Genomic DNA, 23932 nt, shown 5'->3' on the forward strand with positions numbered 1-23932 from the left:
CGCATTACCGCGCATCAAACACCATCCGGAGCCGAACATGCTGCCGATCGTCGCCCTGGTGGGCCGCCCCAACGTGGGCAAATCCACCCTCTTCAACCGACTTCTGAGGAAGTCGCGGTCCATCACCCATGACCTCCCCGGGGTGACGCGCGACCGCATCTACGGCGAGTGCATCATGGGCGAAACCCGGTTCGACCTGATCGACACCGGCGGCATGGTCCTGGAATCCGAGGCCACGCCCGAACTGTCCAAGGACTTCGAGGACGAGATCTTCGAGCAGGCGCAGGAGGCCATCAACGAGGCCAACGCCATCATTTTCGTGGTCGACGGCAAACAGGGGCTGACCCCGCTGGACCAGCAGGCGGCCGAGTTCGTGCGCCGTTCCGGCAAGCCGGTGATGATGCTGATCAACAAGGTGGACGGCAGCGAGTTCGAGGCCGAGCTGACCGCCGAGTTCCATTCCTTGGGCATCGAATTCCTGCCTGTGTCCGCGGCCCATGGCTACAACCTGCACGGGGTGCGCGACCGGGTCCGCAAGTTCGTCAAGGCGCTGGGACTGCCCGAGGAAGAGGACAACGGGGTGGAGAAGGGCCTTCGCCTGACCATGCTCGGACGCCCCAACGCGGGCAAGTCCTCCCTGATCAACGCGCTCATCGGCAAGGACCGGCTGATCGTCTCGGACGTGGCCGGGACCACCCGCGACTCCATCGACGTGACCTTCGAGAAGCAGGGCAAGCGCTACACCTTCGTGGACACGGCGGGCGTGCGCAAGCGGGCCAACATCCAGGACCACCTGGAGAAGATCAGCGTCATCCGGGCGCTCAAGAACTCCAAGCGGTCCGACGTGACCATCCTGACCATCGACATCACCCTGGGCGTGGGGCGGCAGGACAAGCGGCTGATCGAATTTCTGGCCAAGGAGAAGACCCCGTTCATCGTGGTCGTCAACAAGGCGGACCTCATTCCCAAGAGCGAGACCAACCGGGCGCTCGAGGCGTTCCGGGAGGAACTGCGTCTGGTCCCGCACGTGCCCGTGGTCATGACCAGCGCGGTCAAGGGTGTGGGCATCGGCAAGCTTCTGCCCATGGCCGAGACCCTGCGCCGGGAGTGCGAGATCCGCGTGGGCACCGGCGAGCTGAACCGGGCCATGCAGGCCGTGGTGGAGAAGCTCCAGCCTCCGGTGGTCAAGCGCAGGCGGCCCAAGTTCTATTACGTCACCCAGGCGGACGAGCCCATCCCGACCTTCGTGTTTTTCTGCAACGACCACACCATCGTCAAGACGTCCTACGTGCGCTACCTGGAGAACCAGTTCCGCAAGCTGCTCGGCATCAAGTCCGCGCCGGTGAACATCGTGTTCCGATCCAGCCACGACAAGAAGGAGTGGGAAAAGACGCGCGGCATCTCGTCGCTGGGCAAGCGCGGCCCGGGCCGCGAGCGCATCGGCGGGGCCAAGACGCGCCGCCACGAGGAGAAGTACAAGGCGCTCAAGAGCAAGCGCCGCCGCGAGGAGCGCGAAAGCAAGGAGGCGCAGGGCGGCAAGGGGAAAAAGGGCAAATAGGGCTCATCTTTATTGACAATCCGCGCGGGAAAAGTGTAGACGGACTTTCCTCAATGCGTACAGCGTCTTTACGCGCGCAAAGAGTTTGGAGAAGTGGCCGAGCTGGCTGAAGGCGCACGCCTGCTAAGCGTGTTATGGGTGTAAAGCTCATACGAGGGTTCAAATCCCTCCTTCTCCGCCAGACAGCAAAAAGGCTTACGATGTACATCGTAAGCCTTTTTTCGTGCCTTTGAAGATTTGTATAGTGTTTGGCGTAATCTGGGGTGCAATTTTATACGGGCTTCTCGCCGTAAAGCCTTGAATATTCTTCAATAACAAAATTGTCTGTCATGCCCGCAATGTGGTCACAAATTGCACGCATCAAGGATTTTTCAAAGAAGGGATTGGATCTCATTTCTGCTGAGGCGACGATATTACGATAATCTCCAAGTTGTATCTTGCTAATGTTTTCTATCTGTTGTGATTTGCCTTCGTACATATTGAATGCGGCAAGAATTGTTGAATCATGTAGTTGGCGTGGATTGGTAAAGTAAGCTTTAAATAATTTTTCTATAATAAATGATCCCTTACCATCCATCCTTTGTGCTTTATGTGAATTGAGTATTGTGGATCGTAAAAATTCTTGAAAACGTTTGTCGGCACTTAAAAATTCATCACTAAATCTGATAACATTTTGTGTTATCTTGGGGCTGTATAGTGTGAAGCTATTCTTAAAGTCAGTTCTATTCTTAATATATACTGATTTTACAAACCTTAATAATGAGTATCTAGAATTCCTTATTAGGTTTAAGTTGTATAGATTGACAATGAATTGAGATATAAGTGAAGTAAAGTATGACTTTTCATTAAGTATAGCGTGTAGTTTGCTTATTTCCTGTTTGTGAATTACATTTCTAAAGCAATCTATTATTTTATCTATAATATCTCTCTTAGATATTATTTTCATATGGATTGCATCTTCTATGTCATGATGCCTCTGTGCTATCTCATCGGCTAATGCAACGACACTCGCTTCAAAAGACCATGCGAGTACATCGCCGCCTATAGTCATATCTGTATTGTATCTGTCATAGAAATCTACGTATCTACTGCCTGATGTTCTGCATTTAAAACGTTCTTTCCTGAAACATATCCCACTATGAAGATTAGGACACGTTTTTTTGTATTTGCTAGAGCTGTGACTAAATATGCCGTAGAGTGTAAAATTAGTCAGGTTTGTTCCATGTAAGTTTGGATATATTGAATGTAGATCGGAAAAAATACGAACTCCTTGCAAATTATGCTTAAAACCCCTTTCTCCATCTTCTAGGGATTGGAATGGGTGAGAAACTTTAATACAGTTATTCATGATTAAGTTTAAGGTCCTCTCTCCGACATGACCAAAAGGAGTATGCCCAATGTCATGGCCTAAAGAAATTGCTTCTGTGAGTTCCCCATTGAGCCCCAGTACCTTAGCGGTTGTACTTGCTATCTGGTTTACTTCAAGAGAATGTGTAAGGCGGTTCCTAATATGATCATTAGATCTGGATAAAAAGACTTGCGTTTTTCCATCAAGTCTACGGAAGGATTTTGAGTATAGGATTCGGTCACGGTCCCTCTGAAAGTTGCTTCTAAAAAAAGAAATTGGTTCATCCGTTTTGCGCGAAGCAAGTGTTTCAGGGACTGAGAAAATTCTTTCTTTTCTAAATCTTTGTATTGAAAGCAAAAAGCACCTCTCAAATAGCCGTGAGGGTTCGATTCTTGTAAGCTAACCACCTGGTTTACTGATACATTAATGCTAAGGCGTGTCAATATAAAACCGGCGTTAGTGAAATGTCTTGTCGAACCCGTGGGGTTATTCCCTCAAGGCGTATTAAAAGATAATCGGTGCCCTTCTTATCAAAATATATCAGGAAGGTGTCTGGAGTATTACTCCAAAAGAATCGTTGGGTGTGTGTCTAGGGATATCGCAACAACTTTTTTACGCGCCCCCCCTTCGGGTTGAAAAGAAACAAGAGGGGCAAACTGTGTTTAAGAGTAATCCAGCCGGAAGGCTTCAAGAGGCAGCCAATATGAATTACGACATACTGTTCCATTTCGACCACGATTCCCAGGCCCTGAATATCGCTTTCAGCAACATCAAGAATTATTTCAACGCCTTTCCCGAGGACAAGCCCGCCGTGGTTTTGGTGGTCAACGGGCCGGGTGTGCGATTGCTGGACCGGGACGGCGAGTATGCCGCGCAGTTGAACGAGGCGCTCGCCCTCGGCGCGGCCGTCAAGGTCTGCAACAACGCGCTGACCCACTTCGGCCTCGACCCCGACCGGCTCTGCCCGGGCTGCGAGGTGGTGCCCGCCGGAGTGGTGGAGATCGTGGAGTTGCAGCGCAAGGGGTTCGCCTACGTGAAGCCCTAGGGGCTACATGCCCAGCCCGTTGGCGCTGAAGACCGGGGTGCCCTGGCGCAGGGTCATGACCGCGAAGGGCAGGGCCGGGTCCGTGTCGTCCACGATGATCAGGTCGGCGCGCTTGCCGGGCTCGATCGCGCCCCGGTCGGCCAGCCCGGCGGCGCGGGCCGGGCCTGCGGAGACCAGCCGCCAGGCGTCCGGGAAGGGGCAGACCTTGTCGCGGGCCAGGGCGAAGGCGGCCTGGAGCAGGGAAGGGTAGTAATAGTCCGAGGTCAGGGCGTCGCACAGGTCCAAGCGGATGGCGTCGCGGGCCATGAGCCGGTTGATGTGGCTCTTGCCACGCAACGCATTGGGCGCGCCCAGGATGACCGCGCCGCCGAGTTCGCGGGCGCTGCGGGCCGTGGGCTCGTCCAGGGGGAATTCGGAAATGGCGCAGCCCAGCCCGTCGAACCAGGACCGTGTGGCCGGGTCCGGGTCGTCGTGGGAGGCCATGGGGATGTCCCGCTCGGCGGCGGCCACGGCCAGACGCCGGATGCCCTCGGGCACGGCGGCCGCGCGCTCCTTGATCTCGGTGATCAGGTCTATGAACGCCTCCCGGTTCAGGCCGGTGCGGTCCAGGTAGCCGGACATCTTGGAGTAGCGGTCCAGGTTGGCGAACATGGCGTCGATGTGGTCGTTGAAGGCGAGCATGTCCACGGTCCCGTCGAGTATCCAGGACTCGACCTCGTCCAGTGCCGGGAGATTGTAGGTCTCGAAGCGCAGGTGCAGGCGGGTGTCGCAGCCGAGCCTGTCGCGCACGGCCCTGAAATCCGCCAGGAAGGCGCGGGCGGCCTCGCGGCTCCGCAGCCCCGGCTCCCACGAGCAGGTCAACCCGTGGAAGGCGGTGGTGATGCCGTTGGCCGTCATGGTCCGGTCCGTGTCCAGCAGCCCCAGGGAGCGGCTGAAGGACACGCCCGCGCGCGGCATGATGTGCCGCTCGAAGCCGTCGCCGTGCAGGTCCACGATGCCGGGCAGCACCAGCTTGCCGCTGGCGTTGACGGCCTTGCCTCCGGCCGGGCTTCCGTTACCGGTCCCGACCGCCTGGATGACCCCCTCGGCCACGATGATGTCCGTCTGCCGCACGTCCCCGTCCGGGAGCAACACGCGTCCGTTTCGTATGCGCATATCCATGTATTCTTCCTCTATGTCCGCTCGTCTGCATGAAGGTCGCGCGGCCATCCGGTGACGGTCGCGCGGTGGTTAAGCCTGGCGCGCTCTCCTGCCGGAATGGCGCGCCAGCTCTTTCCGACCGGAGGCCATGTTCGGCGAGCGGGGCGGAAAAAGTAAAGCAGTAGACAGGTCGCTGATTTGTCTATGGGAAGTTCGGCTTTTGTACGTTCAACCGCAATCTGGACGTAACGCGACGGCCATACTCTGTGACCCAATCGATCGTCGGCAAGGACCGGCGCAACCGGAAATCATGGAGAGAAGCAATGAAACGTTCGATCGTCACCCTGTTCATGGCCCTGCTCATGGTCTGCGCCATGGGCGCATGGGCCCTGGCCGCCGACACCGTCCGGCTGGCCGTCACCGATCTGGAAGGCATGGAGGAACTCCAGCGGGAGTTCGGCGCGTTCAAGGAGAAGCTGGGCGGCCTGACCGGCTATGATTTCGAGTTCTTCCCGGTCAACAACCGTACCGCCGCCGTGGAGGCGCTCAAGTCCAAGCGGGTGGACTTCGTCCTGACCGGCCCGGCCGAGTACGTGGTCTTCAAGAAGCGGGTCAACGCCGAGCCCGTGGTCGGCTTCTCCCGGCCCGACTACTTCGGCTCGATCATAGTCCTGGCCGCAGGCGGAATCAACTCCGTGTCCGACCTCAAAGGTGAAAAGGTGGCCATGGGCGACGTGGGCTCCACCTCCAAGCACCTGGCCCCCATGCAGATCCTCAAGGACAATGGGCTCGATCCCCTCAAGGACGTCAAGACGCTGCACGTGGACTACAAGGTCGGCTTCGAGTCCCTCAAGCGCGGCGACGTGGCCGCCTTCGCCACCACCAACGACAAGTTCCTGAAGATGCGCTCCAGGGACAAGCAGTTGTCCGCCGGGGCTTTCAAGGTCATCGCGCGCGGCCCGGACCTGCCCAACGACGTACTCCTGGTGGGCCCCCACGTGTCCAGGGATGTGGTCGTCAAGGTGCGCTCCGCATTCGCCGACCACTCCGACGAGATGATCGCCGCCATCCTGACCGGCGAGGACAACCAAAAGTACAAGGGCATGGTCTTTCTGCCCAAGGTCAAGGACGTCGACTACAACTACGTGCGCGCCATGTACGCGACCATAGGCTATCCCCAGTACTCGGAATTCGTGGGTGACTGATGCTGAAGTTCAATACGTCCGCCGGGGAATCCTCCCCGGCGGCCTATGCCGGTGACCATCCGGAGATCCGGGTCAAGGGACTGGTCAAGTCCTTTGGCCGGACCACCATTCTGGACGGCGTGGATCTGGCCGTGAACAGCGGCGAGGCCGTTGCCCTGGTCGGGTCCAACGGCGCGGGCAAGTCCACCTTCCTGCGCTGCCTGCTGCGGCTCATCGAGCCGTCAAAGGGCGTCGTGGAGATGGGCGGGGCGGACGTCATGTCCCTGAGCCGGTCCGGCCTGCGCAGGCTGCGCAGCCAGGTCGGCTTCGTTTTCCAGAAGCACAACCTGGTGCCGCGCCTGACCGCCCTGACCAACGTGCTGCACGGGGCCCAGAGCCGCAAGCGCGGCCCGCGCGTCTGGTGGCACATGCTGGCCACGGACGGCGAGCGCCAGGAGGCCATGCGCTGCCTGCAGCTGGTCGGCCTGTCCCACGTGGCCGAGCAGCGGGTGGACCAGCTCTCGGGCGGCCAGTCCCAGCGGGTGGCCATCGCCCGCGCGCTCATGCAGCGGCCCCGGATCATGTTCGCGGACGAGCCCGTGGCCAGCCTCGACCCCAACGCGGGCGAGGAGGTCATGCGCCTGTTCGTGGAGCTCATCCGCAGCCGGGGGCTGACCCTGGTCTACACCTCCCATTCGGTGCGCCACGCCCTGGAATATTCGGACCGGGTCGTCGGACTGCGCGACGGGCGCATCGAGATGGACAGAGATACCTCGGGTCTGAACGAGGAAACGTTGCGGAGGATTTATGGCTGACCGCACCCGCCGAGAATCCCGGTTCGTCTTCGACGGCCAGGCCACGGACCCGGCCCTGCTGCCTATCCGCTTTCCCCGGCCGAGCGCGCTGTCCTTCGCCCTGTACGCGGCCGGGCTGGCCTTCTTCATCGTCTCCATGCGCAACATCGACTTTTCGCTGTCCGAGTTCGTACGCGGCTTCCCGTACATCGTGGACCTGGTTTCCGAGATGTTCCCGCCGTCCCTGCGCCGCGTGGACGCGGTGGCCCTGTCCCTGCTCGAGACCCTGCAAATGGCCCTGGTGGGCACGGTCTTCGGGGTGATCTTCAGCCTGATGCTGGGCATCCTGGCGAGCAAGAGCCAGTCGCCGAACAGGGGCCTGTATTACCTGTCCAGGAACCTCATCGCCTTGTTCCGGACCGTGCCCGACCTGATCTGGGCCCTGTTCTTCGTGGTCATGGTCGGGCTGGGGCCCTTCGCGGGCACCCTGGCGATCATGGTCGACACCATGGGGTTTTGCGGCCGGTTCTTCGCCGAGGCCATGGAAGAGGTGGACAAGGGGCCCCAGGAGGCGCTGGAGGCGTTGGGCGCGAGCCGTCTGGGCACGGTCATCTGCGCCGTGATCCCGGCCGCGCTGCCGTCGTTCGTGAACACGGCCCTGTTCAGCCTGGAAAAGGCCACGCGCTCGTCGGTGGTGCTCGGCCTGGTCGGGGCCGGGGGCATCGGCATCGAGCTCAAGGTCTCCATGGACATGTTCATGTACTCCGAGGCCTCGACCATCATCCTGCTGATCTTCGCCCTGGTCCTGCTGGTGGAGCAGCTCTCGTCGCGTCTGCGCAAGCGGATTATCTGATCAGTCCAGGAAGGTCTTGATGACCAGCTCGATCTTGTCGCCGCCGTAGCGGGTGACTCCGAAGTCCACGGGCACGCCGAGTTCGTCCACGTTGACCGAGCGGGTCTCCAGGACCGGCCGGTGGCGGGGCAGGCCGAGCAGCCGGGCCTCCTCCGAAGTGGCTTGCCGGGTCAGGATGCGGGTCTCCTCGCGGAAGTAGTCGGCCACGCCGTGGGCGTCGAGGCACCGGGTGATGGACCCGGTCTTGCGGAAGGTCTCGTGCAGTCCGGCGAATCGCGGCCTGGGAAAGTAGTGGGTGGTCAGGGACAGGGGGCGGCCCTCGGTCTTGCGCAGGATGTCGAGCACCGAGACCTGGGCCGTGGGCTGGATCTGGAGCGCCCGGGACACCGCGTCGCCCGCCTCCATCACCCGGTGGCCGATGAGCACGCCGTCGTGCGAGCGGTTCTGCCGGTTCAGGTTGTCGCTGAACCGGGTGCGCCGCGAAACCAGGTATTCCACCACATGCTCGCTGACAAACGTTCCCCGTCCTTTTTCGGACCGGACCAGGGCCTGCTCCTGAAGATGCGACAGGGCGCGGCGCACGGTGTGCCGGTTGACGCTGTACCACTTGGCCAGCGTGCTCTCGGCGGGCAGCCGCTCGCCCCGGGCAAAGTGTCCCCGAGCGATCTCCCGCTCCAGGGCCGAGGCGATCTGCCGCCACAGCGGGGCGCGGTGGTTCCTGTCCAGCAGAAACCGCCTGTCCGAGTCGTCGGCGTGGGGATTCAGTCCGCTCATGGCCAGGCAATGCCACCGATCGGCCGTCTTGTCTGTATCGGATAGGTTAAGATTCCTTCCGGTCCCGGTATCCGCTCTCCCCATTCCTGTTCGAAGGCAGGAGACGCCGAAGCCGGTGTCCGCGATTGCGCATGGAGATAAACGATAGTACGTGGTTGCTGGAGCGGGATTGCCCCGGCCTGTGCCGAGCGTGCGGTAAGATATGGATATACTCTTGTATCCTGAGCTGTTACAAGTTGCAGATCAGCGCTTGGCGGACGTGAAGGTGTTGGCGTCCCGGCTGGCTCGGCTTCCGGATGCATCCGAAGGTATTGATATTGCAGCGGGTCCGGAATAGAAGTTACGAGCGTCAACCTCTTGAATTGTTAGCGGTGGGATGATGGTCCGATTCCTGGCCCAGTCCAATTATCTGCGCGAAGTGCAGCGCACCTTCGGCGGTGCGGGGCGCCTCGACCTTATGGAACTGCTGTTCCGGACCTTGTCCGTGGCCGTTCCCTTGGCCGTGGTCTACGTGCTGTGGCGCTACCGGCTGCTCATCCTGCACGTGGTCGGGCGTTGGGGGGCCCGACTGTTGCGCGGGCGCAAGCGCAAGGCCGTGGAGAACTACCTGGTCTCCAGGGGAGTGGTCATCGAGGTCTGCCTGTACACCGGCGGCGCGGTCGGGCGGAAGCTCTGCGACGCCCGCGTGGCCAGCGTTACCGGCGGCAAGATGGAGCTCCAGCTGCTCGGCGGCAATCCGGCCTTCACCGACCTCAGGCACCAGCCGGTCATCTGCTTCACCCGGCCCTTCGCCTACTCGGGCAAACGCATCAACGCCTTCACCACCCTGGTGGCCCATGTGCGCAAGAGGGGCGTGGTCCTCAAGGAAATGAGCCTGCTCACGCCGGTGCGCTACCGGTTCATCCTGCGGCGTCGGCACCTGCGCCAGCGGGTCGCCCGCGAGGGGGCGGTCCGGGTCAAGGCGTGGAGCGGCCGCAAGGCGCGCAACTTCTGGATGTTCAGGCCGGAGCTGCAGACCGTGAACAACCCGGCCCGCTATGACGATCGCACCCGCCTGTCCGTGGAGAACATCTCGGCCGGAGGGATGCGCATGTTCATCATCAATCCGGCGGGCGGCCTGCCGCCGCTGGACCCGGGCAGCCAGTTGATCCTGCGGGTCAGCATCTGGAACCCCAAGACGCGGAAATTTACGTTTTTCACGGCGCTGGGCACCATCCGCAGCCGCTTCTCGGGCCGGGGCGGCTCCATCGGGCTGGGCATCCAGTTCATGGCCGAGGGCGAACAGGTGAAGAACCGGTACACATGGCATACCGTGCACGGGGAGATACCGGCCCTGGCGCAGTTCCTGGCCGAAATCGAGGAATAGCTATTTCTTGCGGCAGTCCGGGCACAGACCGTACAAATACATCTTGTGCCGGATGAGGGTGAAGCCGTGCTCCTGGGCCAGCTGTTCCTGGCGGCGCTCGATGACTTCGTCCACGATCTCGATGTTCTTGCCGCACTGCTCGCAGATGAGGTGGTCGTGGTGGTCCTTGCCGTAGCAGGGCTCGTAGCGGGTCACCCCGTCCGCAAAGTCCAGGGGCTCGATCAGCCCGGAATCACTGAGGAGCTTGAGGGTCCTGTAGACCGTGGCCTGGCCGATGGAGGCGTCCCGTTTTTTGACCAGCGCGTAGAGCTCCTCGGACGAGAGATGGTCGTTTTTCCTGAGCAGGGTATCGAGAATGACCCGCCGCTGGGGCGTCATCTTCAGGTTCTCGTTGGCCAGATATTCGGCAAAGACTTCTTGCGGGGCTTTCATTGGGATATCCCGTCGTTTTGTTTGAATTTCAGTCAATTCTTCTCATACGGGATGCGAAAGAAGGTGTCAAATGGGAACAAAAATGCGGGGAATAGTCCGGGACTGCCCGAAACCCCTTTTGCACCTTGACATTCCGGGGTACGGTTTCTACAAACGTTTTCCCACAAATCGGCGCGCAAATTCGCGTCGATCACCAAAGGAGAGGTGGCAGAGCTCGGTTTAATGCGCTGGTCTTGAAAACCAGAGACGGGGCAACTCGTCCGGGGGTTCGAATCCCTCCCTCTCCGCCAAAATACAAAATCACTTTGCCTCATAAAGTGTCATAAGCCCTCAAAATGAGGGCTTTTTTTATTGATTTTATTATTTCCGGAGGTCTCAGGAAACATCTTGACGTAGCGGGTAATGATGGAAGCATTGGCGGTATAAATCCAATTGATCCACTCAACGTGGTGCCACTTGGAGTCTTTTTATGGAGCTAACCGATGCGAAGGGCAAGTCGAAGGCTTGTAAGGGGGGCCCTGTATGCCCCTGACCTGCCCCCAGTTTATGTTCAGGGAGCGGGGGGGGGGCGGCCAGGTCCGCCGACGGGAGTGGTGGCGTTATGCAAAAAGGCCCCTGCGGGAGATTCCGCAGGGGCCTTGGCGTTGCGTGCGTAAGGCCTTACGGCAGCTGGAGTGCGGTCTTGGTCACGTAGGGGGCGAGGATGGAATCAGCCTCGTCCTGGGCGGCCTTGGCGGCATCCTTGGGGCTGAGGTTGGGGTCGTTGAGAACCCGGGCCAGGTTGTTTTCCATAGCCTTGCGCACGGCGATGGTTTCGTAGGTGGCGTACCAGGGCTGGGCGTACCGGAGCTGGTCCAGGGCGATCTTCGCGTTGGGATGCTCGTCAATGTACTGTTTCATCTCGGGCAGGTCATAGGCCTTTTTGCGGGGAGCGAAGTAGCCGGTGAAGCGGCTCCAGCGGCCGGACATTTCCGGGCTGGCGAGGTACTTCACGAACTTCCAGGCGGCCTTCTGCTGGTCTTCGGAGATGCCCTTGAAGGTGACCAGGGAAGCGCCGCCGATGAGCACGCCGTTGGTGACATGCTTGGGCATGAAGGCCACGCCGAGTTCAAAGTCCTTGGAGTTGGAGCGCATGTAGCCCAGGGCGCCGGTGGACAGGACGGCCATGCCGAGCTTGCCGGCGAAGAAGGTGGCGGAGATGGTGTTGGAGTTGATGACGCCGGCGGGCATGACGTGGTGCTTGTACACCAGGTCGCGCCAGAAGGTCAGCGCGCCGACGGTGGTGGGGGCGGTGTAGAACACCTCGCCGGGGTACTTGTTGTTGAAGTACTGGCCGCCGTTGGCCATGACCAGGGAGGCGAAGACCCACCCCCCGTAGTCGTTGTTGGTGCTCGGCATCATGATGCCCCAGCGGCCTTCGTCCTTGTTGGTCAGCTTTTGGGCCACGCTCACCAGTTCATCCCAGGTGGTGGGAACCTTGAGACCCATTTTTTGGAACATGGTCTTGTTGTAGTACAGCACCGGGGTGGAGTTGTGGAACGGGATGCCGTAGGCTTCGCCGTTGAAGGAAGCGTTCTTGCGCAGGGCGGGCCAGAACTCGTCGGCCAGGAACTCGTTGGCGTCCACGTTGCCGAAGCGGGTCAGCGTCTGCATGGGGGCGATAAAGCCGTTGATGGCGAGGTCAGGGATGAGGTTGGCCATCATGATGACCAGGGCCGGGGGATTGCCTGCCTTGGCGGCGGCTTCCGCTTTCACCTTGGTGGTGTCGTAGCTGCCGGTGTAGATGCCGCGAACTTCGACTTCAGACTGGGATTTGTTGTATTCGTCGATGATCTTGGTCATTTCCATGGCCAGTTTCCCCTGGACGGGGGAGGGGAACATCAGGTCGATTTTCGTTGCGGCCAAAGCGCTGCTTCCAAGCAGCAATACCGCACCGAGAGCCAAGCATAACGTGACACGAAAGATTTTCATTTTTTTCTCCTAACACTGTTTGGTGGTGTGCACTCGTGCCCGCACGGTTGCGGGTGCGTGACGCCGTTGCCGTCAGTTCAATCGATGCTCGCTTTCCGTGGCGAAGAAATGCGCCTTGGTCAGGTCGAGCACGAAATTCGTCGTTTCCCCTGCCGCATAGGCGACGCCCCTGTTGGCGATCCTGACCCGCAGCCCGTTGGATTCCCGTGTCGTGTGCAGGACGATGTCGCTGCCCAGCATTTCCACGGCGGAAAGGGTGCCGGAGTACGGAACGCACATCTCGGCAGGCGCCTGGAGGGTGGTGATGCCGTGACCGTTCGAGAGCAGGATGTGCTCGGGGCGGATGCCCATGGATGCCCGTTTGACCTTGTTGAGCAGGGGCTTGACGGACGCGGGGGTGGGGATCTCCACCCCGTTGGGCAGCCGGATGCTGCCGTTCTCGCAGGTGACGTCAAGGATGTTCATGGCCGGGGAGCCTATGAACCGCGCCACGAACAGGTTCGCCGGGGATTGATACAGCTCCTGGGGAGTCCCGATCTGCTGGATGACGCCGCGCCGCAAGACCACGATCCGGTGGGCCATGGTCATGGCTTCGATCTGGTCGTGGGTGACGTAGACCGTGGTGGTGCCCAGTCGCTGGTGCAGCTCCATAATGGAAAGGCGCACCTCGTTGCGGAGCTTGGCGTCCAGGTTGGACAAGGGCTCATCCATGAGAAACGCTTCGGGCTGGCGGACGATGGCGCGGGCCATGGCCACCCGTTGGCGCTGGCCTCCGGAGAGCTGCCGGGGCTTTCTGTCCAGCAGGCCGTCCAGGTGCAGGATGTCCGTCACCCTGTCCAGGGCCGCCTGTTGCGCCTGCTTGCTCTCCTTGCGGAGCTTCATGCCGAAGAGGATGTTCCGCCTGACGGTCATGTGCGGATACAGGGCGTAGTTTTGGAAGACCATGGACACGTCGCGCTTTTTGGGATGCATCCCGGTGACGTCCCGTCCCGCGATGGAAACGGTCCCTTCCGAGACCGGTTCCAGCCCCGAGATCAGCCTGAGCACGGTGGACTTGCCGCTGCCGGACGGACCGACCACGGCAATGAACTCGCCGTCCTCGATGTCCAGGGACATGTTCCGGATGACTTCGGTTTCGCCGAAGCATTTACGTACGTTATGCAGGGAAATCTTGCCCATTAGCACTCTCCTTCGGGGCAGCCGCAAGCGCTGTCAAAGGGATACGGCCCGGCAAAGGGCGCGAGCGCGCGGCTGTATGTGACCAGCCCTGTTTCAGGGGTGTAGCGATGCAGGTACATGGCGGGCGGTTCCAGAGTGTAGGAGCCGTCCAGGTCGGTGGAGTGAAACGGCACCTGATGGGCCGCGCCCGGCGCGGTGCACACGGTGATGCCGCTTACGGCTTGAAAAATGGTTCGGTGGGTATGCCCGCAGATCACGCGCGTCACCTGGGGATGTTTTTTGAGCAGCGCCATGAGCTCGGTTCCGTCCGCGCACCGGATGGCGTCCATGTGGGCGTTGCCGCAGGGAACCGGATGGTGGTGCATGCAGATGACGGTCTGCTTGTCCGGCTGCGCGCCCAGCTGTTTATCCAGCCACGCCAGTTGCTCCTGGCCCAACGCGCCGCCGAGTTCCCCGGCCACGGTGGAGTCCAGAAGGATGAACCGGACGGGGAAGTCCTCAAGGGTGTAGCGGATGTTGTTGGGTTTTCCGGGTGTCACGCCTTCAAGGGGCGGGCAAAGATCGGCCAGGGCGTCCAGGAAATGGTCGTTGTTGTCGTGGTTGCCGGGGATCAGGTAGAGCGGGATCGTGACCTGGCCGAGAATGCGGCGGGCCATGGCGTACTCGGCGGGCTGTCCGCAGTTGACGATGTCGCCGGTGATGAGTAGCGCGTCGGGGGCGTCGTGCCCTTTGGCCAACATGTTGATGGTCGCCACGTGTTGGCTGATGAGGGCGTTGGTGTCGATGAAGTCGTACAGTTTCACGCCGTGCGGCCTGATGTGCAGATCGGAGATATGGGCGATAAGCATGGGATTCCTCGTTATTTGTATTCGGTGAAGCCGAAGCTGCTGATGAACCGTTTTTGAAAGACGATAAAGGTGATGGTGATGGGGAGGCAGACGAGCAGCGTCCCGGCCGCGATCAGTCCCCATTCCGATCCGGATTCGGCGCTGGTGGTGAAGCTGACCAGGCCGATGGTCAGGGTTTGGGTGCTCATGTCGCTGAGCACCATGAGCGGCCAAAGGTATTCATTCCAGTGGGTGGCCACGCTGACGATGCTGAAGGCGAGCAGGGTCGGCCAGATGGCGGGGAGCAGCACGTGCCGGAAGAGTTGCGGCAGGGACGCTCCCTCCACCGTGGCCGCCTCCACCATCTCCTTGGGGACGCCTCTGAAGGATTGGCGCACCATGAAGATGCCGAATGCGGACGCCATATAGGGGAGCATGGCGCCAGTGAGCGTATTCAGGAGTCCCACCGACTTGAGGGTGACCATGTTCGGCACCATCAGCACCACGGGCCAGAGCATGAGCTGGACGAGAAAGAGGCGGAAAATCATCTCCCGGCCCCGGAATGGGACAAAGGCGAAAACGTATCCCGCCGTGACGATGGCGAAGAGCTGGCCGATGAGCACGCCGAACGTGAAAATGATCGTGTTGCAGTAGAGCGTGCCCCATTGCGCATAGCTGAGGGCGTCTTCAAAGTACCGGATGGAGGGGGGCCACTGGGGGAGGAGCGAAGCGATGTTCAGTCCGCCGGAGTCCGGGCGCAGGGAGGCGCTGACCATCCAGAGGAAGGGGATGATCCACACTGCGGCTATCAGCGCGCAAATCAGGGTGCCGTATGCCTGTTTCGGCTTTACATTATCTTTCATAATCCGCTCCGGAATCCAGAAGGGCGCTGTTGATCCAGGTGAGGAGGAAGAGGGCCGCCACGGTGATGGCCGTGGCGGCGTAGGCCTTGCCATAGTCCTGGGATTCCATGGTGATGGTCTGGATGTAATACAGCAGTACGGTGGTGGCGTGCCCCGGTCCGCCGTTGGTCATGGTCGGGATGTGGTCGATCTGGGTGAAGGCGTAGACCAGCGCCACGGTGCCCACGAAGGTCATGGTGGGCCTGAGCAGCGGCAGGGTGACGTGCCAGAATCCCTGCCAGGCGGACGCGCCTTCGATGTGCGCCGCGTCCAGGGCGTCGTCCGGGATGGACTGGAGCCCGGCAAGGAAGAACAACATGTAGTATCCCGAGTACTTCCAGATGCTGATGACGATGAGGGCCGCGAGCGCGGTGTCTTCTCGGCCGAGGAGATTGTGTTGGGGGCTGATCATGAAATAGGAAAGGTAATGGTCCAGCAACCCGACGCCGGGAAGAAAGATGAAGGACCACAGGGCGGCGGCGGCCACCAGCGGAATCAGGGACGGGAAGAAGAACAGTGAGCGCAGCCAGCGGTTCGCCCGCGTGTTGGATTTGAGGAGCACGGCGAACAGCAGGGCCAGGATGATGCTGGGCACCACGGTGAAGACCACGAAGATGACGTTGTTGATGCAGGAGGCGGTAAACGCGGGATCGGCAAAGAGCCGTTGGAAATTGGAGAACCCGACGAACTGTCCCGCCGCACTGACCCGATAGTCGTACACCGACCCGACGGCCGCCTGGAGCAACGGCTTGTAGGTGAAGCACAGCAGCAGGAAAGCGCTGGGCAGCAGGAGCAGAAGTTGTATTTTCCGGCGCATGTTCTACCTCGCTTTGCCGTTGTTCTGTAGTGCCCGGGCCAATTCTCCCACGTGGGCGAAGACGTGGGTCGCCTTGTAGGGGGAGCACTCGTAGTCGGCCAGGGAAGTCGCGCCGCTGCACACCAGAATGGTCTGGAGGTTGCTGTGTGCGCCAAGGGCGATATCTGTGGACAACCGGTCGCCCACCATGACCATTTCGTCGGCCTGAACCTGGTGGCGCTCCATGATGACGCCGAGGATGTAGGGGTTCGGCTTTCCCATCACCAACGGGGTCATTCCCGTGGCCATTTCTATGAACGCCAGGGTGCAGCCGATGTCCGGCACCATGGCGCCGTCGGCCTCCGGGCAGAGGCGGTCGGGGTGCGTGGCCACGTAGCGCGCTCCTTGCCGGAGGTGGGCGCAGGCCTCGGCGAGCTTGCCGTAGGTCAGGGTTGGATCCAGTCCGACCAGGACCACTTCGGGCTTCTGCCGCGCCATTTCGTTGGTCACCACAAGACCCTGCTCGCGGCATGCCTCCTCAAGGGCCCCCGTTCCCAGCACGTAGACCGTGGCACCGGGCCAACGGGAGGCGATGTAATGCGCGGCGATGTCGCCCGCCGTAAAGATGTTCTCCTCCGGTATGTCACAGCCCAATCCGGCGAAGATCTCCCGGTACTCCTTGCGGCTCCTGGAAGAGTTGTTGGTCAGGATGCATGCCCTGGACCCCTGGGCGGCAATGGCGTTCAAGCATTCCACCGCCCCGGTGATCCGGCGTGCGCCGTTGATGAGCGTGCCATCCACGTCAAAGAGGAAGAGGCGCGTCTTCATGAGGCCTCGGGGAACGTCGGCGATCATATTCATTGGTACTCGTCAATTTGGATTTAGCTGTTCGTGAAAACAAAAAAGCGGCGCCCTATATTTTGCAGAAAACGTCTTCCGCCAGGCTGTCGGCTGGCGTGCGGAATGGTTTTCTGGAAAAGATACGACGCCGCTTTCACAATTTCTCTATCGCGGCCAGAGTCAATGTATCCCAAAAACAATCAAAAACAAGTGAAATTTATGACTTTATTCGTTTCAATGCTGTCGCGGTCCCGTCACGATAATGCCGCAAAAGGATGGTAGGGCACGCGGTGATTGCGTGTTGCGCATGCCAAACGTGAAGAGAAACCGTCTTATGCCGCAGGCGGACTACATTGGGTGCCCGTGCCGCCCGGCGAGGCGGCATGTCGCCTTGAACCCATTTTGCGGAGGAGTCGCCATGGATACAGCAACCGTCATTCAGACAATCTGCCGGGAGCGCGTCATTGCCGCCGTGGCGGATTTGCGCGACGTCTCTCTGGCCCTGGAATCGCCCGTGAGCACCATTTTCATGCTGCATGCCCGGATAAAGGAACTGGGACAGGCCACGAACCTGCTCCGGGCGCATGGGAAAACCGTCTTCATTCACTATGACATGGTGGAAGGGCTTGCTCCCACTGCGGCGGGGTTGGAGTTGCTGCAAGGGCTGTGTCCCTTTGACGGCGTCATCACCACCCGGGGAAGCATCATACAAAAGGGGCGCAAGCTGGGGTTGGTCACTGTCCAGCGCGTTTTCATGATCGACTCCCGTTCCATTGCGACGGCTGTCCACGCGGTGGAGAAGTATCGCCCCGACGCCATAGAGATCATGCCCGGCCTCATGCCGAAGGCCGTCCAGGCCATCCATGACCGGATCAGCCCCCTCATCATCACCGGCGGCATGATATCCACTCCGCAGGAAGTGGAGGCCATGCTCGCCACTCCGGCGGCCGCCATCTCGGCGTCGGAAGTCTCCCTTTGGTCCCGCCTCCCTTCGAAGGGCGAGTAATCCAGGCCGTCCGCTTCCGCCAGGGACGGAAAGAGGATCGCCGTTTTCTCCAGCTCCACCGAGCCTTATTCATGGAAAACGATATGCCACCGGGATTGGGTGGGCGGGATCTTTATTGGTGTTCTTTCAGCAAATGTTCGGCGGCTAGGCCGGGTCTTGCATGCCCGACCGTTTTCGGGAGCAGATCGGGCAGAATCCGTCTGCGGACAGGGCGGTGGACTCGGTGCGGCAGCGGCGGCAGCGGCCCGTGGGGGCGGAGAACAGGACGGTCGTCGTCCCGGAGGCCATGGCCTCGAGCGTGGTATCCGCGCATTCCAGGAAGCCCGGCAGGCAGACACGGGCGCAGGAGCCGCACCCCACGCAGGCGGCCTCGTTGAAGGCGAGGGTACGGGTATTTCCTTTTGTTTCCAGGGTCAGGGCCTTGGTGGGACAGGTGCGAACGCATGCGCCGCAGGCGGAGCACGTACGGTTTTCCCTTTTCCGGACGCGGCCGCCAGCGAGTCCTTCCGGGACCGGGCCCCGCGCCTTGAGCGCGCCGAGCAGGCGGGCCAGGCGCTCCCGTTTGGACGGTTCCATGCCTTCCGCAGGCGTCATCCGTTTCGGGGACGGTCCTTCGGTAGCGGGCGATACCGGCCCGCATTTGCCCCTGAGCAGGCCGAGGAAATCCCTGCGGGAAACGGCCCTTTTCGTGGCCTGCGCCGGTTTGCGGCGCGTGCCGACGCGCCGCAGCGCCATGACGAACGGGGAGCGCTCCGTGGGCCGGGCGGAGGCGATCACGGTCTTTGCCGTGCGCACGGCCCGGCGCAGCCCCCGTCCATGATCCCCGCGGAGACAACGGCCGCAGTCCCCGCAGACCAGGGGTATGGCGTCTTGCCGCCCGCGATGGAGTGCGAGCAGGGATTCCGCGTCCAGGCTCGACAGGCACGCCCCCAGCGCCGTTTCGTCTCGATTTTTCACATCAGCCTGTGCGCAGACCAGGACCAACGGGTCGTTTGCTTGCCGTCGGGCTTGCCGCAACAGGCCGTCCGTAACAGGAAAGGAGAGCGCACCGGTGGGGCATGCCGCAGCGCAGATCCCGCACTCCATACATTTTTCAGTCTGGAGTGCGGGACCGCTATTTAGGAGGATTGCTTCAGCGGGGCAGGCGTCCAGGCAGCGCGCGCAATGTCCCCCGAGGGTCTCGGGGCAGAGTGACGGCGTGACGACGACTGCCAGGCGCATGCGGGCCTTGTCGGGCTTAGGCCCGGGCTTCCTTGAGCACGTTTGCGGCATGGTCGAGGACGGAGCCGCACAGCAGGGCGACCGCGCCGTAGATAGGGGCTTCTCCGCGTTCGGCCACGGCCGCCAGAAGGCGGGGCGCCCACGCGAAGAGGTGTTGTTGCAGGAAGGCGTCGGCCACGTCGGCGTGCGTCCGGGCGGCCTCGGCGTCGCCGTTCTCGAGGGATTCGGCCGCGCAGCCCATGACTCCGCCCAGAAAGGACAGCTCAAGGCCGATGTGATCGTCCGGTTCGCGGTCCGGGTTGGGGGAGGCCAGTCCGTAGCGCGCGTACTGCGCCCGGACGTCGAACATGGGGCCGTCGAAAAGCAGCCGGTCCTTGGTGGTCCAGACGGATTCCCAAAGGGGAACGGCATGGTCCGGGCTGAGGAACAAGGCGTTGTACTCGCCGTTCATCGCCGAGGCCCGGGACTCGCCGTGCGGTTCCAGTGCGGTGCGCAGGAATTGCAGGGCGTCGGCCGCCTCGCGGTCCGGGCAGGGCAGGGGCCACTGGTCGAAGACGCGGGCTTCGCCGATTTGGGACAGGAAGATCTGGTCCGGCGCTTCAAGGAAAAGCCGGGCAAAGAGGTTCAGGGCCATGGCGCATGCGCCGAATTCTTGGGTGTTCATGACTGAATGGGCGGCCCGGAGGCGTGCCTCCGGGCCTTTTGTTGTCGTTGTTAGATGCCGATGCGCAGGTAGGTTCCGTAGAACATGAGCCTGCCGATGATCTCGCCCGCCAGCACCAGGACCACGGCGCAGAGCGCCGGGTTGACGAAGTGCTTGACCTGCGCGTGCATGGCCTTGAAGGCGAATCCGATGAACAGGGTGACTCCGGCGCAGATCATGACGATGCGGGCGACCAAAGCAGCGACGCCTTGATCGGCGACCATGGCCAGGCCGTTCATCCCGAAGCTGTCCGCGTTGTTCAGGGCGATCATGCTCAGGACGATGCCGATGAACTTGAGCACGAGCCCGGTCATGGCCGCCGCGCTGAAGGTCGCGATCATGGCCGTGCCGGAGGACCCGCCGTCGGCGCCGTGGCGCATCTCCAGGCTGCCGACCAGCCCGCCGGCGACCGCGCCGGAGAGCAGCATGGTGCCGTAGAAGCCGATGGTCGTGGAGATGGAGTTCCAGACCGGGACGGTGGGGAGCAGGTAGACCTTGGTCATGACGAACACAGCGCCCAGTCCGACCACTATGGCGGCGACCGCCAGCGGGACGGCCTTGGCCTCGGGATTCTTCCTCCGTTGCAGCATGAGCAGCAGGATGAGGAGGAGGAAGACGCCCACAGAGAGGATTTCACGGCTGAGCCAGGAGGACCCCAGGTTCAGGATGGTGAAGACGCTGTGCAGCGGGGTGCCGAGGTGGGTCAGGGAGAAGATCAGACCCAACGCGGTCAGCAGGCAGGCGGCGGGCACCTGCCAGCGCAGGGTTGCTCCGCTCTTGCCGACCGTAAGCCGGGTGATTTCCGATATGACGACGATGCCCACCGCCGTCTGTGTGAGGACGGTGAAGAGTACGAGGCTCCAATCACTGGAAAACATGGTTAAAGCTCCTCCGGATTACTGATTTTGCCGTTTTTCGATCCGGCGGGCTGCGCGGTGCGGCCCGGCTTCACCAGCAGGTTGGGTTGTGTGATGGCCGGATCCGGCAGCGGGGCGATGACCGACACTTCGCCGTACTTGGCCACCAGTTCGTCATGCTCTCCGAAGTGGAGGGCCCTGTTGGGACAGGACGCGACGCAGGCGGGATCGAGTCCCTGCTCCAGGTAGTCCCGGCAGAAGTCGCACTTGGTCATCTTGCCCAGTTCCGGGTTGAACTGCGGAGCGGAGTAGGGACAGCCCCATTCGCAGTAGCGGCAGCCCACGCACTTGTCGTGGTCCACGCTGACGATGCCGTTTTCATCCTTGTGCATGGCCGTGGTCGGGCACGAGCGCACACAGATGGGGTTTTCACAATGGTTGCAGCCGATGGACAGGTAGTAGGCGAAGATATTCTGGGTGTAGGTGCCGTCCGCACGGGTGACCCAGTCGCCGCCCACATATTCGGTTACTCGCCGCCACAGTACGCCCTCCGGGAGGTCGTGCTTGTCGATGCAGGCGATCATGCAGGTTTTGCACCCGGTACAGCGGGTGGTGTCGATATAAAAAGCGGGACGCTTGAACATGTTGAGTTTCTCCTTAGGCCTTGACGACATCGACGAGGTTGGTGTGCTGAGGATTGCCCTTGGACAGCGGGCTGGGCCTCTGCGACGTCAGGACGTTCACACACCCGCCGTGGTCCACCCCGTCCTTGTCGGGATTGTACCAGGCGCCCTGGGGCAGGCTGAGTACGCCGGGCATGATGCGCGGCGTGACCTTGACGGGCACGATGACGGTGCCTCGGTCGTTGAAGACCCTGACCTTGTCGCCCGGCTTGATGCCGCGTTTTCCGGCGTCCAGCGGATTCATCCAGAGTTCCTGCGGCGCGACCTGCTTCAGCCAGTCGACATTGCCGTATGAAGAGTGGGTCCGCTGCTTGTAGTGGTGCCCGATGAGCTGCAGGGGGTACTTTTCCTTCAGCGGATCCGACACGCCTTCCCAGCAGGGAACGTACTCGGGCAGGGCGGTGATCTTGTCGCCCTCGGGCAACTCCCAGGTGTGGCCGATCTCCCAGAGGCGGGGCGAGAATATCTCCACCTTGCCGGAATCCGTGGGCAGCGGGTGGTTCTCGGGATCTTCGCGGAAATCCTTGTAGGGCACCGCCGGCGGTTCGGCCACCTTGCGCTTGTACACGCCCATTTTTAAGGCTTCCTCCAGGGTGGGGGGAAGTTCCGGGACCTTCACGCGGGTGTCGTCATAGAGCTTGCGCAGCCACTGGTCCCGGGTGCGGCCCTCGGTGAAGATGTCGCCCGCGCCCAGGCGCTTGGCGATCTCCGCGCTGATGTCGTAGATGGAACGGGACTCGAAGAAGGGCTCGACCGCCTTCTGGGCGAAGAGGACGTAATGGAGATGGGCGGAGTAGCCCTGCTTGACCATGTCGTCTTCCTCGAGGTTGAAGGTGCCGGGCAACAGGTAGTCCGCGAACCGCGCGCTCGGCGTGAGGAAGTTGTCGATGACCACGAGGGTATCCAGCAGGGACTCGTCCTGGAGAATGCGGGTGGTCTCGTTGGAGTCGGAGTGTTGGTTGATGATGCAGTTGCCCGCGAAGTTCCACATGAACTTGATGGGCACGTCCAGCTTGTCCGCGCCGCGCACGCCGTCGCGCAGGGCGGTCATCTCCGCGCCGCGCTTGATGGCGTCGGTCCAGGTGAAGACGGAGATCGACTTCTTGACCGGGTTCTTGAGGTTGGGGAACAGGGCGATGGGCAGGCTCGTGCTGCTTTCGCGCACGCCGGTGCTGCCGCCCTGCAGGCCCATGTTGCCGGTCAGCATGGAGAGCATGGTGATGCAGCGGGCATTCTGCTCGCCGTTGGCCTGGCGCTGGGACGCCCAGCCCTGGCAGACGTAGCAGGGCTTGGCCGTGCCGATCTCCCGGCCCAGCTGCACGATGCGCTGTTCGGGGATGCCGGTGATCTTGGAGGCCCAGGCCGGGGTCTTGGGCGTTTTGTCGTCGCCCTTGCCCAGGATGTAGGACTTGTAGGAATTGCCGGCCGGGATGCCCTCGGGAAGGGAATCCTCATCATAGCCCATGGTGCAGCGATCAAGGAAGTCCTGGTCCACCATGTCCTCGGTGATCATGACGTAGGCCAGGGCGCTGACCAGGGCCGCGTCCGTGCCGGGGTGGATGGGAATCCATTCGTCGGCCACCGCGGCGGCGGTGTCCGTGAACCGGGGATCGATGACGATGATCCGGGCGTCGCTCTTTTTCTTGGCCTCGAGCAGGTCGTAGATCAGGCCGCCGCCGCTCATGCGCGTCGCGGCGGGATTGTTGCCGAAGAAGACGGCCAGCTTGGTGTTGGCGATGTCGCTGAGGGCGTTGTTCTTGAGCCGGTGGCCGTACATGAACGGCATGACCTGGCTTATCTGGGAGGTGCTGTAGGAACCGTAAAGGTTGAGATAGCCTCCCAGGCTGTTCATGAGGCGGTAGAGGTGCGATTTGGACGAGGAGCCGTTGGACAGGACCGAGCCGAGGTTGCCGGTTCCGTAGTTCACGTACACGGCCTCGTTGCCGTATTGGTCCAGCGTCTTCTTCAGGCGTTCGGCGATTTCGTCCAGCGCCTGGTCCCAGGAAATGCGTTCGAACTTGCCTTCGCCGCGCTTGCCACGCGCTTCATGGGGTATTTCAACCGGCCCGGGGCATACAGCCGGTGGCGCATGGAACGGCCGCGCAGGCACGCGCGGATTTCATGCAGGCCGTACTCCTCGTCGCCGTAATTGTCCGTTTCTATGCGGGTGACCACGCCGTCGGTGACGTGGGCCCGCAGGAGGCAGCGGCTGCCGCAGTTGACGTTGCATGTCGTCCAGACGGTTTTCTCGTCCGTCTTCGGCTGGCTGTTGGCCCGCTTGAGGCCGTAGAAGAGGCCTCCCCCCGAAATGGAGGCGAGACCGCCGAGGGCGGCCGTCCACTTCAGGACACTGCGCCGGCTCACGCTTCCCGTCTTGCCGGGATGCTCTGTTGTCTTGCTACTCATACCTACTCTCTACACGTTACAATTAAGAAAACTGGGAAACACGGCAT

At 61.4% G+C, this 23932-nt stretch carries 23 protein-coding genes, 2 tRNA genes and 1 pseudogene; 9 read left to right on the top strand and 17 right to left on the bottom strand.

What is annotated here, in order from left to right; translation table 11 throughout:
• Nucleotides 1-37: 37 nt before the first annotated feature.
• Together der and ACR42D_RS07000 are read left to right on the top strand one after the other, a co-directional pair.
• Nucleotides 38-1558 carry a ribosome biogenesis GTPase Der gene (der, locus tag ACR42D_RS06995; protein ID WP_484566112.1) on the top strand — a complete coding sequence of 507 codons (1521 nt, stop codon included), beginning with the start codon at nt 38-40 and terminating at the stop codon, nt 1556-1558.
• 87 nt (nt 1559-1645) lie between these two features.
• Nucleotides 1646-1739 (top strand) — tRNA-Ser (locus ACR42D_RS07000).
• Nucleotides 1740-1829: 90 nt separating this feature from the next.
• Here the strand turns inward: ACR42D_RS07000 and ACR42D_RS07005 are convergent.
• A complete protein-coding gene (locus tag ACR42D_RS07005; RefSeq protein WP_484566113.1) occupies nt 1830-3263 on the bottom strand; it encodes a deoxyguanosinetriphosphate triphosphohydrolase family protein in 1434 nt (477 codons plus the stop codon).
• 346 nt (nt 3264-3609) lie between these two features.
• Between ACR42D_RS07005 and ACR42D_RS07010 the strand changes: the two genes are divergently transcribed.
• On the top strand, nt 3610-3951 hold the full coding sequence (locus ACR42D_RS07010) for a DsrE family protein (protein ID WP_484566114.1): 342 nt from the start codon (nt 3610-3612) through the stop codon (nt 3949-3951).
• A gap of 3 nt (nt 3952-3954) precedes the next feature.
• On the opposite strand, the gene ACR42D_RS07015 is transcribed toward ACR42D_RS07010, so the two are convergent.
• On the bottom strand, nt 3955-5112 hold the full coding sequence (locus tag ACR42D_RS07015; RefSeq protein ID WP_484566115.1) for an alpha-D-ribose 1-methylphosphonate 5-triphosphate diphosphatase: 1158 nt from the start codon (nt 5110-5112) through the stop codon (nt 3955-3957).
• Nucleotides 5113-5414: 302 nt separating this feature from the next.
• On the opposite strand from ACR42D_RS07015, the gene ACR42D_RS07020 reads away from it, so the two are divergent.
• The 3 genes from ACR42D_RS07020 to phnE are packed head-to-tail and all read left to right on the top strand — an operon-like array spanning nt 5415 to nt 7922.
• On the top strand, nt 5415-6296 hold the full coding sequence (locus tag ACR42D_RS07020; protein WP_484566116.1) for a PhnD/SsuA/transferrin family substrate-binding protein: 882 nt from the start codon (nt 5415-5417) through the stop codon (nt 6294-6296).
• Nucleotides 6296-7090 (top strand): phosphonate ABC transporter ATP-binding protein, encoded by a 795-nt coding sequence (locus tag ACR42D_RS07025; RefSeq protein WP_484566117.1) that lies wholly within the window; start codon nt 6296-6298, stop codon nt 7088-7090. Before ACR42D_RS07020 ends, ACR42D_RS07025 begins: the two co-directional genes overlap by 1 nt.
• Nucleotides 7083-7922, top strand: a complete 840-nt coding sequence (gene phnE, locus ACR42D_RS07030) for a phosphonate ABC transporter, permease protein PhnE (RefSeq protein ID WP_484566118.1) — start codon at nt 7083-7085, stop codon at nt 7920-7922. The genes ACR42D_RS07025 and phnE overlap by 8 nt, the downstream gene beginning before the upstream one ends.
• Here the strand turns inward: phnE and phnF are convergent, their stop codons facing one another.
• Entirely contained in the window at nt 7923-8696 is a 774-nt protein-coding gene (gene phnF, locus ACR42D_RS07035; protein WP_484566119.1) for a phosphonate metabolism transcriptional regulator PhnF, read from the bottom strand.
• Nucleotides 8697-9072: 376 nt separating this feature from the next.
• Here phnF and ACR42D_RS07040 point away from each other — a divergent pair, with 376 nt between their 5' ends.
• Nucleotides 9073-10062: a hypothetical protein gene (locus ACR42D_RS07040; RefSeq protein WP_484566120.1), complete on the top strand. Its 990-nt coding sequence runs from the start codon at nt 9073-9075 to the stop codon at nt 10060-10062.
• On the opposite strand, the gene ACR42D_RS07045 is transcribed toward ACR42D_RS07040, so the two are convergent.
• Nucleotides 10063-10494: a Fur family transcriptional regulator gene (locus ACR42D_RS07045; RefSeq protein ID WP_484566121.1), complete on the bottom strand. Its 432-nt coding sequence runs from the start codon at nt 10492-10494 to the stop codon at nt 10063-10065.
• A 198-nt stretch (nt 10495-10692) separates the two neighbouring features.
• Between ACR42D_RS07045 and ACR42D_RS07050 the strand changes: the two genes are divergently transcribed.
• Nucleotides 10693-10784, top strand: a tRNA-Ser gene (locus ACR42D_RS07050).
• A 370-nt stretch (nt 10785-11154) separates the two neighbouring features.
• Here ACR42D_RS07050 and ACR42D_RS07055 read toward each other — a convergent pair.
• The 6 genes from ACR42D_RS07055 to ACR42D_RS07080 all read right to left on the bottom strand — a co-directional run bounded on the left by ACR42D_RS07055 (nt 11155) and on the right by ACR42D_RS07080 (nt 16997).
• Nucleotides 11155-12399, bottom strand: a complete 1245-nt coding sequence (locus ACR42D_RS07055) for an ABC transporter substrate-binding protein (protein WP_484566122.1) — start codon at nt 12397-12399, stop codon at nt 11155-11157.
• Between the two features lie 138 nt (nt 12400-12537).
• Nucleotides 12538-13644 carry an ABC transporter ATP-binding protein gene (locus tag ACR42D_RS07060; protein ID WP_484566123.1) on the bottom strand — a complete coding sequence of 369 codons (1107 nt, stop codon included), beginning with the start codon at nt 13642-13644 and terminating at the stop codon, nt 12538-12540.
• Nucleotides 13644-14492 (bottom strand): phosphodiesterase, encoded by an 849-nt coding sequence (locus ACR42D_RS07065; protein ID WP_484566124.1) that lies wholly within the window; start codon nt 14490-14492, stop codon nt 13644-13646. The genes ACR42D_RS07060 and ACR42D_RS07065 overlap by 1 nt, the downstream gene beginning before the upstream one ends.
• An 11-nt stretch (nt 14493-14503) precedes the next feature.
• Nucleotides 14504-15334 (bottom strand): carbohydrate ABC transporter permease, encoded by an 831-nt coding sequence (locus tag ACR42D_RS07070; protein WP_484566125.1) that lies wholly within the window; start codon nt 15332-15334, stop codon nt 14504-14506.
• Nucleotides 15324-16190: a carbohydrate ABC transporter permease gene (locus ACR42D_RS07075; RefSeq protein WP_484566126.1), complete on the bottom strand. Its 867-nt coding sequence runs from the start codon at nt 16188-16190 to the stop codon at nt 15324-15326. The genes ACR42D_RS07070 and ACR42D_RS07075 overlap by 11 nt, the downstream gene beginning before the upstream one ends.
• A 3-nt stretch (nt 16191-16193) precedes the next feature.
• Nucleotides 16194-16997, bottom strand: a complete 804-nt coding sequence (locus tag ACR42D_RS07080; protein ID WP_484566127.1) for an HAD-IIA family hydrolase — start codon at nt 16995-16997, stop codon at nt 16194-16196.
• Nucleotides 16998-17427: 430 nt separating this feature from the next.
• Here ACR42D_RS07080 and ACR42D_RS07085 point away from each other — a divergent pair, with 430 nt between their 5' ends.
• The gene (locus ACR42D_RS07085) at nt 17428-18015 is read left to right on the top strand and encodes a glycerol-3-phosphate responsive antiterminator (protein WP_484566128.1); all 588 of its coding nucleotides are present in this window, start codon (nt 17428-17430) and stop codon (nt 18013-18015) included.
• Between the two features lie 144 nt (nt 18016-18159).
• On the opposite strand, the gene ACR42D_RS07090 is transcribed toward ACR42D_RS07085, so the two are convergent.
• The 7 genes and pseudogenes from ACR42D_RS07090 to ACR42D_RS07120 form a co-directional block, all read right to left on the bottom strand.
• Nucleotides 18160-18972 (bottom strand): NADH-quinone oxidoreductase subunit I, encoded by an 813-nt coding sequence (locus tag ACR42D_RS07090; RefSeq protein ID WP_484568448.1) that lies wholly within the window; start codon nt 18970-18972, stop codon nt 18160-18162.
• An 84-nt stretch (nt 18973-19056) separates the two neighbouring features.
• Nucleotides 19057-19287, bottom strand: a pseudogene (locus tag ACR42D_RS07095) (4Fe-4S binding protein); the annotation flags it as partial.
• Nucleotides 19253-19900: a TorD/DmsD family molecular chaperone gene (locus ACR42D_RS07100; protein ID WP_484566129.1), complete on the bottom strand. Its 648-nt coding sequence runs from the start codon at nt 19898-19900 to the stop codon at nt 19253-19255. The pseudogene ACR42D_RS07095 and the gene ACR42D_RS07100, both read right to left, overlap by 35 nt.
• 50 nt (nt 19901-19950) lie before the next feature.
• Complete coding sequence (locus ACR42D_RS07105) at nt 19951-20817, bottom strand: dimethyl sulfoxide reductase anchor subunit family protein (protein WP_484566130.1); 867 nt, start codon at nt 20815-20817, stop codon at nt 19951-19953.
• 2 nt (nt 20818-20819) lie between these two features.
• A complete protein-coding gene (locus ACR42D_RS07110) occupies nt 20820-21440 on the bottom strand; it encodes a DMSO/selenate family reductase complex B subunit (protein ID WP_484566131.1) in 621 nt (206 codons plus the stop codon).
• A gap of 13 nt (nt 21441-21453) precedes the next feature.
• Nucleotides 21454-23535, bottom strand: coding sequence for a DMSO/selenate family reductase complex A subunit (locus tag ACR42D_RS07115; RefSeq protein ID WP_484568449.1), 2082 nt, complete (start codon nt 23533-23535; stop codon nt 21454-21456).
• Nucleotides 23445-23885 (bottom strand): hypothetical protein, encoded by a 441-nt coding sequence (locus ACR42D_RS07120; protein WP_484566132.1) that lies wholly within the window; start codon nt 23883-23885, stop codon nt 23445-23447. The genes ACR42D_RS07115 and ACR42D_RS07120 overlap by 91 nt, the downstream gene beginning before the upstream one ends.
• Nucleotides 23886-23932: the final 47 nt, after the last annotated feature.

Origin of the sequence: Pseudodesulfovibrio sp. lm2024 (genome assembly GCF_051175575.1) — a bacterium.
Lineage (GTDB): Bacteria > Desulfobacterota > Desulfovibrionia > Desulfovibrionales > Desulfovibrionaceae > Pseudodesulfovibrio > Pseudodesulfovibrio caledoniensis.

Coding starts and splice junctions, on each gene's coding strand:
- der (WP_484566112.1), top strand. CDS start 38: ATGCTGCCGATCGTCGCCCTGGTGGGCCGCCCCAACGTGGGCAAATCC.
- ACR42D_RS07010 (WP_484566114.1), top strand. CDS start 3,610: ATGAATTACGACATACTGTTCCATTTCGACCACGATTCCCAGGCCCTG.
- ACR42D_RS07015 (WP_484566115.1), bottom strand. CDS start 5,112: ATGGATATGCGCATACGAAACGGACGCGTGTTGCTCCCGGACGGGGAC.
- ACR42D_RS07020 (WP_484566116.1), top strand. CDS start 5,415: ATGAAACGTTCGATCGTCACCCTGTTCATGGCCCTGCTCATGGTCTGC.
- ACR42D_RS07025 (WP_484566117.1), top strand. CDS start 6,296: ATGCTGAAGTTCAATACGTCCGCCGGGGAATCCTCCCCGGCGGCCTAT.
- phnE (WP_484566118.1), top strand. CDS start 7,083: ATGGCTGACCGCACCCGCCGAGAATCCCGGTTCGTCTTCGACGGCCAG.
- phnF (WP_484566119.1), bottom strand. CDS start 8,696: ATGAGCGGACTGAATCCCCACGCCGACGACTCGGACAGGCGGTTTCTG.
- ACR42D_RS07040 (WP_484566120.1), top strand. CDS start 9,073: ATGATGGTCCGATTCCTGGCCCAGTCCAATTATCTGCGCGAAGTGCAG.
- ACR42D_RS07045 (WP_484566121.1), bottom strand. CDS start 10,494: ATGAAAGCCCCGCAAGAAGTCTTTGCCGAATATCTGGCCAACGAGAAC.
- ACR42D_RS07060 (WP_484566123.1), bottom strand. CDS start 13,644: ATGGGCAAGATTTCCCTGCATAACGTACGTAAATGCTTCGGCGAAACC.
- ACR42D_RS07065 (WP_484566124.1), bottom strand. CDS start 14,492: ATGCTTATCGCCCATATCTCCGATCTGCACATCAGGCCGCACGGCGTG.
- ACR42D_RS07070 (WP_484566125.1), bottom strand. CDS start 15,334: ATGAAAGATAATGTAAAGCCGAAACAGGCATACGGCACCCTGATTTGC.
- ACR42D_RS07075 (WP_484566126.1), bottom strand. CDS start 16,190: ATGCGCCGGAAAATACAACTTCTGCTCCTGCTGCCCAGCGCTTTCCTG.
- ACR42D_RS07080 (WP_484566127.1), bottom strand. CDS start 16,997: ATGAAGACGCGCCTCTTCCTCTTTGACGTGGATGGCACGCTCATCAAC.
- ACR42D_RS07085 (WP_484566128.1), top strand. CDS start 17,428: ATGGATACAGCAACCGTCATTCAGACAATCTGCCGGGAGCGCGTCATT.
- ACR42D_RS07100 (WP_484566129.1), bottom strand. CDS start 19,900: ATGAACACCCAAGAATTCGGCGCATGCGCCATGGCCCTGAACCTCTTT.
- ACR42D_RS07105 (WP_484566130.1), bottom strand. CDS start 20,817: ATGTTTTCCAGTGATTGGAGCCTCGTACTCTTCACCGTCCTCACACAG.
- ACR42D_RS07110 (WP_484566131.1), bottom strand. CDS start 21,440: ATGTTCAAGCGTCCCGCTTTTTATATCGACACCACCCGCTGTACCGGG.
- ACR42D_RS07120 (WP_484566132.1), bottom strand. CDS start 23,885: ATGAGTAGCAAGACAACAGAGCATCCCGGCAAGACGGGAAGCGTGAGC.